A 13,926-nucleotide genomic window follows, 5' to 3' on the forward strand; every position below is an offset into this window, starting at 1 on the left:
CGATGATCCGATCCCTCTGGATTGCCAAAACCGGGCTGGATGCACAGCAGACCAACCTGGACGTGATTTCCAACAACCTCGCCAATGCCGCGACCACCGGCTACAAGCGGGTCAAGCCGGTGTTCGAAGACCTGCTCTACCAGACCCTGCGCGCGGCCGGTGGCCCCACCGGCGGGCAGGCGCAGGCACCCAGCGGTTTGCAGGTCGGCACCGGTGTGCGGGCCGGTGCGGCCGAGCGCATGTTTCTGCAGGGCAACCTCACACAGACCGGCAACCCGCTGGATCTGGCCATCAACGGCCAGGGGTTCTTTCAGGTCACCTTGCCCGACGGACAGATCGGCTATACCCGCGACGGCAACTTCTCGCGCGACGCGCAGGGGCAGCTGGTGAACCAGGCGGGCTATGTGCTCGAGCCCGGCATCACCATCCCGGTGGACGCGCTGTCGATCACGGTCAGCGAGACGGGCCAGGTGTCGGTGCAGCTGCCAGGGCAGGTGGCGCCGAACCAGGTGGGTGAACTGCAGATCGCCCGTTTTGTGAACCAGGGAGGCCTGGCCTCGATCGGCGGCAACCTGCTGGTGGAGACGGCCGCATCGGGCGCACCCACGGCCGGCGTTCCGGGGGTGGACGGGGCCGGCACGCTCAAGCAGTTTTATGTCGAGGCGTCCAACGTCAACGTGGCCGAGGAGCTGGTCTCGCTGATCCAGGCGCAGCGCGCCTACGAGGTCAATGCGCGCGCGGTGAAGGCGTCCGACGAAATGCTGCAGCGTCTGGGTCAGCTGTGAGCCAGCCTTCCCGCTCCCACCTCTCCCGGGCCTGGCAGGCCGCCACGGTGCTGGGTGTGTGCCTGTTCGTGCTGGCGGGCTGCGCGGTGTCCACCGCCGATCGCCGCCTCGACGAACCCGCAGCGACCACGGTCAAGCCCAACCCGGTGGTGGTGTTGCCGGCCAGTCAGGGCAGCCTGTTTCCCTCTGCAGGCGGCCTGGGTTCGGGCTACCGGCCCTTGTTTGAGGACCGCCGTGCGCGGCAGGTGGGCGACACGCTGACCGTGGTGCTCGAGGAGCGCACCACCGCCAGCAAGCGCAGTTCGGCCGCCGCCAGCAAGGAAAGCTCGCTCGGTGCGGGCGTGACCGCGGGCACCAAGGTGCCGATCTTCGAGCGCTGGGCGGGCATGTCGCTGGGTGCGTCGAGCGAGAACAGCTTTGAGGGCAAGGGTTCGAGCAGTGCGGCCAACAACTTCTCGGGCACCATCACGGTGACGGTGATGGAGGTGTACGCCAACGGCAACCTGGTGGTGGCCGGCGAGAAACGCCTGGCGGTCAGTGCAGAGGACGAAATCATCCGGTTCTCGGGTGTCGTGAACCCGACCGACCTCAATGGCAATGCGGTGCCTTCCATTCTGGTGGCAGACGCCCGCATCGAGTACCGGGGTCGCGGTGCGGCCGACGATGCCCAGTCACCGGGCATCCTGACGCGCGCGATCCTGAAGTTCTGGCCGTTCTGATGCTCCATCTGTCTCCGATCGGGCGGCACCTGGGTCGCCATGGGCGAATGCTGTGTGCCCTGCTGGTGTTCCTGCTGCCGGGCGCGGTGCTGGCCGAACGCCTGAAGGACATTTCGTCCATCGCGGGCGTGCGCAACAACCAGCTCATCGGCTACGGCCTGGTGGTGGGCCTGGACGGCACCGGCGACCAGACCACGCAAGCCCCCTTCACGCGCCAGAGCGTGGTCTCGATGTTGCAGGCGCTGGGCATTTCCCTGCCGCCCGGGCAAACCCTGCAGCTCAAGAACACCGCGGCGGCGATCGTCACCGCCACGCTGCCGGCTTTTTCCAGGCCGGGTCAGGCCATTGATGTGACCGTGTCGTCGCTGGGCAATGCCAAGAGCCTGCGTGGCGGCACCCTGTTGATGACGCCCCTGAAAGGCGCGGACGGCCAGGTGTATGGCGTGGCGCAGGGCAGCCTTCTGGTGTCGGGGGCGGGCGCTGGCGGTGGGGGTGCTTCGGTGCAGGTGAACCACCTGGCCGCAGGGCGCATTCCTGCGGGCGCCACGGTCGAGCGCGCGGTGCCGGGCCGTCTGGACGAAGAGATCCTGCAGCTCGAGCTGCACCGCAGCGACTTCAGCCTGATGCAGCGTGCGGTCGAAGCCATCGAGCGGCGTTTTGGTGCCGGGACCGCGCTGCCGGTGGATGCACGGTTCATGCAGATCCGCCTGCCCGCCGAGGCTCCCCTGCGCGTGGCCTTCCTGGCCCAGCTGGAGCAGGTGCGTGTGGAGACCGAGCGTGAGCGGCCCCGGGTGGTGATCAACGGCCGCACCGGCTCGGTGGTCATGAACCAGCTGGTCACGATCGATGCCTGCGCGGTCTCCCACGGGTCGCTCACGGTGCGGGTGGGCAGGACCACCGAGGTGAGCCAGCCGCAACCGTTCTCGCGCGGCGAGACGGTGGTGAGTTCGATCGATTCGGCATCGATCGAGCAGCCCGCAGCCTCGCTGCTGGCGCTGCCGGCCGCCACCTCGCTGGACGAGGTCGTGCGCGCGCTCAACCTGCTGGGCGCCAACGTCAGTGACCTGATCGCCATCCTGCAAGCCATGAAATCCGCCGGCGCGCTCAAAGCCGACATCGAGGTGATCTGACATGCCTGTACCCATTGTTCCCAGCCGTGCTCCGGGCTCCTTCGATGCGCCGATGCCCGCACGCCAGGCCGCCACCGGCACACCCGCGCTGACCAGCCAGTTCGAACAGCTGCTGGTGCGCCAGCTGCTCACGCAGGTGAGGGCGTCCAGCTTCAGCGAGGCCGGTGAAGGGCCCCTGGCGGCTTCGGGTTACCAGGCGATCGCCGACGACCACCTGGCCCAGCTGATCGCCTCCCGGGGCGGGCTGGGGCTGGGCGCTGCACTGGCCAAGACGCTCGCAGGTGCTGCGGCCTTGCCGTCACCGGGCGGCGATGGCGGATTAATCGACCGGGCGCGCAGCGCCGTCATTCCTTTGAACACACAACCCCACAGGTACTGACATGAGCGCCAATTCCATTGCCCACACATCGCTTTCCGCCCTGCAGAGTGCCCAGGTCGGCATGGCCTTGACGGCCCAGAACGTCGAGGGTCAGGCCACCGTGGGTTTCACACGCCGGCGCATGGAAACCGGCGTGACCGGTGCCCTGCCCAACGGCGTGCCCGGCTTTGGCCAGGGGGTCAGCGTGGCGGGCTTCGCCCGCGACTGGAGTGGCTTGCTGCAGCAGCAACGCATCACCCAGGCCGGGGTCACCGCGTTCCACAGCTCGGTCGCCCAGGGACTGTCTGCCCTGGACCGCGAGGCGGCCGATCCGGCCCTGGCGATGGACGCGCCGATCAACAACTTTTTCAAGAGCCTGGCGGGCCTGGCGCGCAATCCGGCCGATGGTGCGGCGCTGGCCGATGTGCGGGCCCGAGGCACCGCCTTGCTGGGTTCGGCCGCGCAAGTGGAAAACAGCCTGAACACCGTGCGCTCGGATGCACGCGCCAACCTGTCTCTGGCGGTCGATGAGCTCAACGGGCTCGCCAGCGAACTGGTGCTGATGAACCGCGCGATGGCCACCACCCGTGGCACGGCCGACGCCGCCTTGCTCGACCGCCGGGATGCCCTGCTGCTGCGCGCGGGTGAACTGCTCGGTGCCGGCGTGAGCGTGAGCGACGAAGGTTTTGCGCGCATTTTTGTGGACGGGCAGCCGCTGGTGAACGGGGAGCACGGCGGGCAGATCGAGAGCACCGGCCTGCAGGACGACGTGGGTGAGCCGATCCGCTTCAGCCTGCGGCTCAATCCGACGGGCCAGGAGGCGGTGTCGGTGGTGGTGCCGCTGCGCGCCGACGAATGGGGTGGTGCACTGGGCGGGCAACTGCGCCTGGCGCGCGACCCGTCGGTGGTGCTTCAGCCATCGGGCACGCCGGACCCGGCCTTGCAGCGCCTGACCTCGTTGTTTGATGCCGCCCGCGCCGAAAGCACGGCCTCCGCCGATCCCCTGAGCCAGGCACTGTCCCGGCTGGCGGCGTGGAATTCGCGCCAGCCCGGGGTTTCGGAAGCCGATGTGAAGGCCGCCTTCCTCCAGCTCGCGCAAGCCGCGAACGACACGGAATCCTCTCAGAACGCCGCCAGCCTGCAGGACGGGCTGCTGTCGAGCTGGCGGGGGATGGTCTCAAACCTGGGTGCCGAGGTCACGGTGCACGAGGTCGGGCAGGCGTCGTCGGCTGCGGTGGAGCAGCGACTGAAAAGCGATTTTGAATCGCAGTCGGGGGTGAACCTCGACGAGGAGGCCGCCAACCTGCTGCGTTACCAGCAGGCCTACTCCGCCGCCAGCCGACTGCTGCAAGCCAACGCGGCCATGCTCGACGAAATCCTGGCCGTGGTCGGCCGCTGACCCCTTTTTGAAAGGTATTGATCATGAGAGTTTCCACTGCCCAGATGTACCAGGTGCCGGCCGACGCGGTGGGCTCCGGCAGCGCTGCGATGGCGCGCGAAATCGGCCGCATTGCCTCCGGCAGGGGCATCGACGCCGTGTCCCAGGACGTGGCGGCTGTGTCGCAGTCGTCCCGCCTGACCCAGGTGAAAGCCCGCACCGAAGTGCATGCCGGCAACCTGTCCGAGCTGGACATGCGTTATGCCGAGGCCGATCTGAGCCTGTCCGCCATTGGTGACGCACTGCTGCGCATGGGCGAGGCCCTGGCCCGCTCGCGCAACGGTGCCCTGGCATCGGACGCCCAGAACGCGCTGTCGACCGGTCTCCGGCTCGATGCGGCCGCGATCCAGGCCGAGCTCACCCGCCGTGACAGCCAGGCGCGCCCGATCTTCTCCCAGGGCGTGGCCGACGCGGATCACCCCGCGCTTGAAGTCCGGCCCGGGCAAACCATGTCGTCCGAGGTCACCCTGGAAGGCAGCGCGGAAACCACGCTGGCCGGGTTGATCGGCCAGGACTGGGTGCTCGATCTGGCCAGCAGCACGGACGCGCAGCGCGGCCAGGCGGCCCAACAGATCGAAGCCTTGCGCGCGGCCGTGCTGGACGCCCGGGGTTCGGTGGGTACCCGCTGGAGCCTGGTCGCCACCTACCAGGACGCCAACCAGGGCGTGGCCGATGCGGCGGTGGCGGCCCGCTCTTCCCTGGTCGACACCGATCTGGCGCAGGCGGCCTCGAGCCTGGCCACGTACAGCGCCCAGCTCCAGGCGGCCCGCTCGATGTTCGGGCGCATCGAGTCGACCAGCCTGTTCGACCTCATTCGCTGAGCCTTCACCTTTTCTTAGCTTCCGGAAATTTTCATGACTATCCCTTTGGGTTGGATAATCGGCATGGTGTGTGTCCTCGGTGGATACGCACTGCATGGCGGGCACCTCCGCGTGCTGTGGCAACCGACCGAAGTGTTGACCATCGTGGGTGCTGCAGTGGGGTATCTGATCGCCTCCAACAACACCCGTGTCCTCATGCACACGATGAAGGCGGTGCCGGCATCGTTTCGCGCTGTGGCCACCAGCAAGCGCCTGTATCTCGACCTGCTTTGCCTGCTCTTCGAAATCCTCAACCGCATTCGCCGCGACGGCCTGATGTCGCTGGAGGGTGACATCGAGGACTCGAAAGCCAGCGCCCTTTTTGCGAAGTACCCCACGATCCTGAAAGACCACCACCTGGTGGAATTCCTGACCGACTACCTGCGCATGATGTTGGGCGGCGCGCTGAACGTGATGCAGATCGAGAACCTGATGGAGCAGGAGCTCGATGTTCACCACCAGGTGGCGCACGTGCCGGTGACGGTGGTGCAGAAAGTGGCCGACGCCTTGCCCGCGTTCGGCATTGTGGCCGCCGTGATGGGCGTGGTGCACACCATGGGCTCGATCGGTCTGCCGCCCGAGGAGCTGGGCAAGCTGATCGGCGCCGCGCTGGTCGGTACCTTCCTCGGCATCTTGCTGGCCTACTCGGTCGTCGGCCCGGTGGCCAGCGTCATGGAGCAGAACAACGAAGCCGAGTCCAAGGCCTTTCTGTGTGTCAAGACGGTGTTGCTGGCCCACATGAACGGGTTCACGCCCCAGGCTTCGGTGGAGTTTGGCCGCAAGATCCTTTACCCGGATCTTCGCCCGAGCTTCCAGGAGCTCGATGACGAAACCAAAGCTGCGAAGGCCAAATAGTGGCCACCACCGCCAACAAGCCCTTGCCGCCGATCGTTGTCAAACGCATCAAGAAGGCGGGCCACGGTCACCACGGCGGCGTCTGGAAGATCGCCTACGCCGACTTCGTGACGGCCATGATGGCTTTCTTCCTGCTGATGTGGGTGCTGGGCTCCACCACCAGTGGCGATCTCGCCGGCATTTCGGCCTATTTCCAGAACCCGTTGCGCGTGTCCATCAATGGCGGCTCGGGCTCGGGAGACGCGGCCCGCATCATCAAGGGCGGCGGCGACAACATCTTCAAGCAGGACGGGCAGGAAGCCCGGGCAGACTCCAACACACCCCAGCGCAAGGTGAGCAACGAGGAAGAGGTCACGGCGCAGTTCAACCGGATGCAGGAAGAGCGGCTGGAGCAGCTCCAGCGGGCGCTGGACCAGCAGATCGCCTCGGATGCTTCGCTGGACCGGTTCAAGAACCAGATCTTCATGGACATCACGTCCGATGGCTTGCGGATCCAGATCGTTGACGAAAAAAGCCGTCCCATGTTTCCGTCGGGCAGTGCACAGATGTCGGCGCAATCGCTGCAACTGCTCACCACCATCGGACGGGTGCTCAGTGGTCTGCCCAACAAGTTGCGCATTGAAGGCCACACCGACTCGCGCCCATTTGGCGGCAGCATGGCCGACTACGGCAACTGGGAGCTGTCGAGTGACCGCGCGCACGCGGCTCGCCGGGCCATCGTGGGCGGCGGGTTCGAGTCGTCCCAGATCTCGCTGGTGGCGGGGTTTGCCGACAGCGTTCAGCTCAATCCCGCAGACGCCAACGATCCGCTGAACCGGCGCATCTCGCTGCTGGTGCTCAAGCAGCAGGCGCGGCCGGCCAACGGCCGCAACAGCGCCTTCGCGCCCAACGCGGTGGCGCCTGCTGCACCGGCAGAGCGGGCCGTGGCCGAACCTGCCTCGCCTGAAACCCGTTCAGGCAATCCTTCGGCCATTCCCCGCGCCGCCGAGGGCCTGGTGGCCCCGGCGCCTGCTCGCCCGGTTTCCAGCACCCGAGGTCAGGCCCTGGTTTTACCCGAACAGCGTTGATGGGGATCCGATTTGTGCGCTCGCTGCCGGCCGCTGTCCTGCTGACGCTGGGGTGGGGGCTGTTTGCCGCCTCGGTGGCGGCACAAGGCCTGCCGGCCGCGGCCGCTCCCGCGGCGGCCAGCGGCGCGCTGCCCTCGCTGCTGCAGCGGTACGCGTCGGCCCAGCGGGTGGCGCTGACGGAGCAGGTCTGTCTGGCAGAGGCCCGCTGCGTCACCAACGAGGCGCGCCTGCTGGAGGCCCTGGAGACCAGCCGGCGACTGTTGCAGGCGGTGGCAGACCTGGCCGAAGCGGGTGACGCAGAAGCCGCCTACCAGCGCGGAATGTTGTCGCTGGCGGTCATGGAAAAGCATGCCAAACGCCTGGGCACGGACCGCCAGCCGGGAGCGCCTGCCCGAACGGCGCACCTGCGGCGGCTGATCTCGACGGAAGCCGCCACCGCGCAACGCTACCTCGGTCGGGCCGCACAGGCGGATCACGCCCCGGCCTGTCGCGCCATGGCCGGGCATCTCGCACAGCGGATGCCACCTCCCGAGCCCGTGCTGGTGGCCAGGCTTTACCTGTGTGCCGTGCGTGGGTTCGCTGCCCAGGGCAGCCGGACGGCGGCGCTGGATGCGTTTGCTTCCATGCGCGAGGCGGTACCGCCCACTTCCATGGAACTGGTGGAGGCGTATTCACTGCTCTTTCGCTCGAGGGCTGCCGACCGAAGCCCGCCACCGTCCGGCCCGGAGATGGGCATCAACACCGGGGAAGGCAAAGCCCCGTGACCAGTGCCCTGACTGGGCAGGCCGCCAGCGCACCCGCCTCCACGCTCAGCCCCCGCCGCCGGTGCCCCCGAATTTTTGCATCGCCAACCGATCCCCGCAGGACATCTTCATGAAATCGCACACGCCCAGCCACAGGTCCCATCGCCCCCTGTTCACCGCAACCTGCACCGGAGCAGCCGCATGAGGGCCTGGTCGATTCGTCTCGTGACGGTGCTCCTCGCGCTGGGGGTCGTGGCCTGTTCGGATTACGACCGGGCCCGAAGCGCGTTTGAAGGTGGCGATTACGCGAAGGCGTTCGAGCGCTACACCGTGCTGGCCGAGGCCGGGGATGTGCGCGCGCAATACGATTTGTCGCAGATGTACTTTCAGGGCGTCGGTGGTCAGGGCGACACCCAGCGGGCCTGGCACTGGTTGCTCACGTCTGCCGATGGCGGCAACGTGGCGGCCATGGTGAAGCTGGGATCGATTTATGAAAACGGCGTGGGGGCCAGCCGTGACAACGCCTCGGCCGCCCAGTGGTATCTGCGGGCCGCCCGGCGCGGCGATCCGATCGGACGCTTCAACCTCGCCTCCTTGTATCTCAAGGGCATCGGTGTCCCGAGGGACGAGGTGGCCGCCCTGGCCTGGTTTCGCATGGCCTTGAAGGCGGGCGGGCCTGCCGCGCGGTCGTGGGCTGACCAGCTGGAGCGGCGTCTGACCGCTGAGGAGCTCGCCAGGGTCGATCAGATCGTGGAGCAGCTGGAGGCGGCCGAGAAGGAGTGAGCGATGGCTTCCGACCAGACCAGCGAAGACAAGACGCTTGAACCCAGTGACAGAAAACTGGAAAAAGCCCGCGAAGAGGGCCGGTTCCCGCAGTCCAGAGACCTGAGCTTTGTGTTTGCGCTGGCGCTGGCAGCGGCCGCTGTGCTGTTGCTCGGACCCTATTTCTGGAGGGCCACAGAACACCTGGTGAGCGGCGCGCTGGAGTGGGACGGACGGGACGACCCGCTCGAGCATCTGAAGCGCTGGGCGTCCGGTCCCTTGTTGGCTTTTGGCCTTGTGGTCGGGGGGTTCCTGCTGGTGGCGGGAGCACTGGGCGCACTGGCGCCGCTCGCACTGACCCGCTTGCAGCCCGTTTTTTCACCGAAGTTCGACCTCAGCCGCCTGGACCCGGTGGCCGGCCTCGGGCGCATGTTCTCGGCCCAGAACCTGTTTGCACTGGTCAAGGGTGTGCTGGTGACGCTGGCCGTGCTGGCGGTGGGGGTGGGTTATTTCCTGTTGCAACGGGACAGTCTGATGCTCGCACCCACGGCGGCCGTTCAGGCGGCTGTGGTTCGCATGGGTGGCGTGCTCGGGGGCGGACTGCAGTGGCTGATGCTGGTGGTGGTCCTGATCGCCATTGCAGACGCCAGCTTCCAGTGGTTCGACTTTCGACGCCAGATGCGCATGTCCCTGCAGGACATGAAGGACGAGAACAAGGAGAGCGAGGGCTCGCCGGAAATCCGTGCCCGATTGCGCTCCCTGCAACGCGAAGCCTCCAGGCGGCGCATGATGAGCGCGGTCGAGAAGGCCGACGTGGTGGTCGTCAACCCCACCCACTATGCGGTGGCGCTGCGCTACGACAGGGAGCGCATGGAGGCACCGGTGGTGGTGGCCAAGGGCTGCGATGAAGTGGCGCTGCGGATCCGGGAGCTGGCCCGCTCCAGCGGCGTGCCGCTGGCCGAATCACCGCTGCTCGCGCGTTGGCTGTCGTCGAATGTGGAGCTGGGCGCGGCCGTGCCGCCCCGCCTGTACGCCATCGTTGCCCAGTTGCTGGCCTGGGCTTATGCCAGCCAGCAGGGTGTGGCCCAGGCGCTGCCCGACCATCTCGTGCACATCGAGGACAGCCTGGCGGAGGCTGACTGAAGGGCGCTGAGCCTGCCGCGCTCACTCCGCCTCGACCACGATCGGGGAGGCAAACGCATACCCTTGCGTGTAGACGGTTTCCAGAGGCAGTTTCTGGTTCAGTGTCTCTTCGGCCTTGTTGCGCAGGCGGCGCACCAGCGACTCCATGCGGCGCGAGGCGTAGTTGTCCGGGTCGTGCCCCAGCAGGTTGACCAGGTCCTTTCTCGCCACGGTCTTGCCAGGCTGCTCGGCCAGGCGGCTGAGCAGCATCAGTTCCGAATGGGTGAGTTTCAGGCGCAGACCGGCCGGGGTTTGAAGCGTCCAGTTCAGCTGGTTGAGTGTCCAGGCCTGCGCGGTTTCGGTCTGCAGCCGCCGAAGCATGTTTCTCAACAGCGACCCCAGTTCTTCCAGCGGGACCGGTTTGACCAGGTAGTTGTCGGCGCCCGCGCGCGCGCCCTCGATGCGGTCTGCGGGACTGCTGCGTCCGGACGTGACGATCACACCCTTGTTTTTGAGCTGTTCATTGCCGCTCAGCCAGGCGAGTCCGTCGCCATCGGGCAGCCCCAGGTCGAGCACGACAACGTCAAGCTGGTGGGTTCGCATCCAGTTCGTGGCCGCACCCAGGCTGCTCACCCCGTCGGCTGTGAAGCCCTCGAGGTTGAGGTAGCTGACCACCGCGTCCAGCAAGTCGGATTCGTCTTCGATCACCAGAATGCGGCCGTGTGTGCTGTCTTTGTTGTTCATGAAAGAAGTTCTCCGGTGGGTGCTGCGGGCGTGCTGTCCGGCAGCCAGATACAAAAGGTGCAGCCCTGGCCAGCAGCGCTGGTGAGTTCCACATGCCCGGCGTGCAGTTGCACCACCCGGCGCACCAGGGCCAGCCCCAACCCCAGGCCGGGCAACGGGTGTTCCTGTTCGACCCGGTAGTAGGCGTTGAACACGGCGCCGTGGTGCTTGGCGTCGATCCCGCAGCCCTGGTCGGTCACGGAAATGCCCACCCAGCCAGGTTTGCCATGCGTCTGGATCACCACGGCGCTGGAGGCGCCGGCGTGTTTGAAGGCGTTGTCGATCAGGTTCGTCACCGCCAGTTCCAGCAGGCTTTTGTCGGCCCGGACCCTTTCGTTCGTGGAGGAGGGCAGCAGCAGCAGCCGGGGGGTGTCGGCCTGCGTGCCCCTCACGTCAATGAGTGTGGCCAGCCACGGCGCCAGATCGATGGCCTCGTGTTTTTCGCCTTGGAAGTATTGGCTCAGCTGGTTCCCCTGCAGCCATTTGTCGAACAGGTTGAGCAAACGGCGCGTGGCCTTGCCCATGGTGTCCAGGCGTTTTTCCAGTTGGAGCGAACCCAGCTCCTGTTCGCGGCGCAGCAGGCTGATCTGGCTGTCCACAATGCCCAGGGGGTTGCGGAACTCGTGTGAAATCAGGGCGCCGAACAACATGTACTGCGTGAGCAGCTGGCGTTCCGTGGTCAGGGCGCGTTCGAGCTGTTCGGTTCGTGCCTGCACATTGCGCCCGAGTGTCTGCTCGGCTGTGCGCGAGGCATCCAGCAGGCTTTGCTGTGCACGCAGTGCGTCCTGCTGTGCCGCCTCCCTCTCCTGGCGTTCCTGGCGAACGATGTCGGCCAGGGCGAAGGCCAGCAGCAGCATTTCGAAGGCTGTGGCGATTTGCACCGCATAGGCAGTGAAGGTGTTGGTGGGCAGGAGCTCAAAGGTGCGAAGCACGGCGATCAGCACACCCGCCCAGAGCACGCACCAGGCCAGCAGAAACATGAAAGCGCCTTTCTGGCCAAGGCGAACCACCCGCACGCTCGTGAACATGACCAGCAGGCTGCTGCCCAGGGCAATCCACATCACCAGTTGTGCTGTCACATTCAACACGGCAGCGCTCCACAGCGCGCCAAGTGTCAACAGCGCGACGGTGATGAAGCCGGCTGCACACAGCCTGATCAGTTGCGCCAGCCGTGGTGTGTGCTGGCCAGCCTGCAGGAACTCGCAACCAAACATCAGACCGAAGCCGCCGGCCATGGACAAAAACAGCGTCTGGGCCAGTGTGTCGAAACCGGCCTGGCCCGGCCACAGGAACATCTGCCCGAGGCCGTTGCCAGCGATCATGCCCAGCCCGCCGCAGCCCATGAAGAGGGTGTAGAGCAGAAAGCGCCTGTCTTTGAGGGAGACAAACAGGAACAGGTTGTAGATCAGCAGCGCCACCAGGGCGCCAAAGTACAGGGCCTGGAGCAAAAGCACGCTCTGCATGTGGTGCGTGAAGGCCCGTTGGGGCCACCAGTACAGCGGCACGCTCACGCCGTTGTTGCTTTGCACGCGCAGGTAGACATCAACGGGTCGGGGTTCGAGCTGAACGGGGAACGCGAACGCCGAATGCAGGAAGGGGCGTGAGTCCAGCGGCAAGCGGCTGCCGGTGTGAACCGGGGTCTGGCCGGGAGCGTAAAAGTCCACCGTGTCCAGCAGAAAGTACGGCAGCTCCAGCACCCCGGCAACCGTGTCGCGCGAGGGTCCCTGCAGCGTCACCTTGACCCAGTGGGCAGACGACGAAAAACCCAGGTTGATGTTGCCCGCACCAGACCACGGCTTGAACTGCCGGTTCAGGGTGGGGCTGCGGATGTCGTCGATGCTCCATTGCGCCCGGGGGTCTTCAAGCACAGAGACATGCTCTGTCAGCCGCACCGAGCCACTTTCGCTGCCCGTGACCTGCAGCGCGCTGGCCGGACGCCAACCCAACACCGCCATCACCAACAGCAACGCCAGCCCGATGGCTCGCCGCGCCGTCCATGACGCTCGCAAACGCCCGGTGGTGCGGGGGGGCGGTGTTTTGAGCATTGTTTGTCGTATTTGATGTTAATCAGTCGGTTTTTACGACCTAAACGATCAAAGTCATTAAGTTAACATGAAACACCCCTTCCCGAGGTGCGAAAACACCTGATGACCTTGCAACCGATGATGGCCGGCAGGCCCTGGAGAAACAAAGCGTGAAGCAAATCACTCCGGTTCGGGTGCTGGTGGTGGAAGACGAGCCCGACCTGCGCGAAGCGATGGTCGCCTACCTCGAAATGGAGGGGTATCGGGTCGCCGGCGCCGGCAGCCTGCGCCAGGCCGAGCAGCACCTGGCTGCGCATGCGGTGGATGTGCTGGTGCTGGACCTGGGTCTGCCGGACGGCGACGGCCTGGATTGGCTGGGTGAACGTGCGCGCAGCCAGGACCAGGGGGTGGTGGTCACCACGGCCCGCGGGGAAGTGCGCGAACGGGTCAGTGGTGTGCGGGCCGGGGCCGACATCTATCTGGTCAAGCCCGTGCAGATGGAAGAGTTGTCAACCCTGATCAACAAGCTGGCGCAGCGCCTGCAGCCGGGCCCGGTCAGTGTCTGGTCGCTCGACAGGATGTCCTGGCAACTGACCTCACCGCAGGGTCGCGTGGTCAAGCTCACCGCCACCGAGCATGCGCTGCTGGCTCGGCTGGCGCAATCGCCTGGCCTGGCTGTCTCGCGCCAGGAACTCGTGCATTGCCTGGGTCACGATCCCCGCTATTACGACCCCAGGCGCATGGAGATTCTGGTGCGTCGGCTGCGCAACAAGGTGCGTGAAACGCTCGGCTGCCCCTTGCCCGTGGAGACCGCGCACGGCCTGGGCTACGCCTTCACCGGCGGCGTTGTTGTTCGCTGCGGTGCTTCTTGAAGCGTGACTGAGCCGGTCACCGGCCGGCACGGCCGGCCTGGCCGGGACGGGGTTGGCGCCGCGCTTGCGCTGCGTCGGCGCCCAACACGATGCCGGGTGGCGAATGTCGGTTTTTGTCGTGATTCGTCGCCGATGGTCGAGCGGCCCAAGGGCGTTCCCCGCACCTGCCGCAGGAAAAATGCCAGAAAATGTTAATTGCCTCATAAAAGCGATTAGCAATATTTTGAACGTCATTTTTCATAGTTTGCCGGCCTTGACGGATGGACCGCCAACCCTGCGGGTGCGGACAAGCAAGGGGCATGAGCAGCCCGGCCCGGTTTCACGGCTCACGCATGCGATGACAGCGTTCATGGCGGCCCGTCCTCCCCACACCCGCACCCCCTCTTTCACCTTTTCCCACTGAACACC

14 protein-coding genes are annotated in these 13,926 nt (G+C 66.3%); 12 read left to right on the top strand and 2 right to left on the bottom strand.

Features of this window, described 5'->3' with window-relative positions; genetic code table 11:
• Positions 1–2: 2 nt before the first annotated feature.
• The 11 genes from flgG (at position 3) to QUV35_RS07395 (ending at position 9,860) form a co-directional block, all read left to right on the top strand.
• The gene (flgG, locus tag QUV35_RS07345; protein WP_300872101.1) at positions 3–785 is read left to right on the top strand and encodes a flagellar basal-body rod protein FlgG; all 783 of its coding nucleotides are present in this window, start codon (positions 3–5) and stop codon (positions 783–785) included.
• Complete coding sequence (locus QUV35_RS07350) at positions 782–1,504, top strand: flagellar basal body L-ring protein FlgH (protein WP_300872103.1); 723 nt, start codon at positions 782–784, stop codon at positions 1,502–1,504. The genes flgG and QUV35_RS07350 overlap by 4 nt, the downstream gene beginning before the upstream one ends.
• Positions 1,504–2,634: a flagellar basal body P-ring protein FlgI gene (locus QUV35_RS07355; protein ID WP_300872105.1), complete on the top strand. Its 1,131-nt coding sequence runs from the start codon at positions 1,504–1,506 to the stop codon at positions 2,632–2,634. The genes QUV35_RS07350 and QUV35_RS07355 overlap by 1 nt, the downstream gene beginning before the upstream one ends.
• Position 2,635: 1 nt before the next feature.
• Positions 2,636–3,013, top strand: a complete 378-nt coding sequence (locus QUV35_RS07360; RefSeq protein WP_300872107.1) for a hypothetical protein — start codon at positions 2,636–2,638, stop codon at positions 3,011–3,013.
• A 1-nt stretch (position 3,014) separates the two neighbouring features.
• Entirely contained in the window at positions 3,015–4,391 is a 1,377-nt protein-coding gene (flgK, locus tag QUV35_RS07365) for a flagellar hook-associated protein FlgK (protein WP_300872109.1), read from the top strand.
• Positions 4,392–4,414: 23 nt separating this feature from the next.
• Positions 4,415–5,251 (top strand): hypothetical protein, encoded by an 837-nt coding sequence (locus QUV35_RS07370; RefSeq protein WP_300872111.1) that lies wholly within the window; start codon positions 4,415–4,417, stop codon positions 5,249–5,251.
• Between the two features lie 33 nt (positions 5,252–5,284).
• Positions 5,285–6,145, top strand: a complete 861-nt coding sequence (gene motA, locus QUV35_RS07375) for a flagellar motor stator protein MotA (protein WP_300872113.1) — start codon at positions 5,285–5,287, stop codon at positions 6,143–6,145.
• Positions 6,145–7,212: a flagellar motor protein MotB gene (motB, locus tag QUV35_RS07380; protein WP_300872115.1), complete on the top strand. Its 1,068-nt coding sequence runs from the start codon at positions 6,145–6,147 to the stop codon at positions 7,210–7,212. The genes motA and motB overlap by 1 nt, the downstream gene beginning before the upstream one ends.
• The gene (locus QUV35_RS07385) at positions 7,212–7,976 is read left to right on the top strand and encodes a hypothetical protein (protein ID WP_300872117.1); all 765 of its coding nucleotides are present in this window, start codon (positions 7,212–7,214) and stop codon (positions 7,974–7,976) included. Before motB ends, QUV35_RS07385 begins: the two co-directional genes overlap by 1 nt.
• Positions 7,977–8,156: 180 nt before the next feature.
• Positions 8,157–8,738: a tetratricopeptide repeat protein gene (locus tag QUV35_RS07390; RefSeq protein WP_300872119.1), complete on the top strand. Its 582-nt coding sequence runs from the start codon at positions 8,157–8,159 to the stop codon at positions 8,736–8,738.
• 3 nt (positions 8,739–8,741) lie between these two features.
• Complete coding sequence (locus QUV35_RS07395) at positions 8,742–9,860, top strand: EscU/YscU/HrcU family type III secretion system export apparatus switch protein (RefSeq protein WP_300872121.1); 1,119 nt, start codon at positions 8,742–8,744, stop codon at positions 9,858–9,860.
• Positions 9,861–9,881: 21 nt separating this feature from the next.
• Here the strand turns inward: QUV35_RS07395 and QUV35_RS07400 are convergent, their stop codons facing one another.
• Together QUV35_RS07400 and QUV35_RS07405 are read right to left on the bottom strand one after the other, a co-directional pair.
• A complete protein-coding gene (locus tag QUV35_RS07400) occupies positions 9,882–10,583 on the bottom strand; it encodes a response regulator transcription factor (protein ID WP_300872123.1) in 702 nt (233 codons plus the stop codon).
• Positions 10,580–12,667, bottom strand: coding sequence for a sensor histidine kinase (locus QUV35_RS07405; protein ID WP_300872125.1), 2,088 nt, complete (start codon positions 12,665–12,667; stop codon positions 10,580–10,582). The genes QUV35_RS07400 and QUV35_RS07405 overlap by 4 nt, the downstream gene beginning before the upstream one ends.
• Before the next feature lie 149 nt (positions 12,668–12,816).
• Between QUV35_RS07405 and QUV35_RS07410 the strand changes: the two genes are divergently transcribed.
• A complete protein-coding gene (locus QUV35_RS07410; protein ID WP_300872127.1) occupies positions 12,817–13,518 on the top strand; it encodes a response regulator transcription factor in 702 nt (233 codons plus the stop codon).
• The last annotated feature ends 408 nt before the right edge of the window (positions 13,519–13,926 follow it).

The sequence above is a fragment of the Hydrogenophaga sp. genome (assembly GCF_030373225.1).
Lineage (GTDB): Bacteria > Pseudomonadota > Gammaproteobacteria > Burkholderiales > Burkholderiaceae_C > Hydrogenophaga.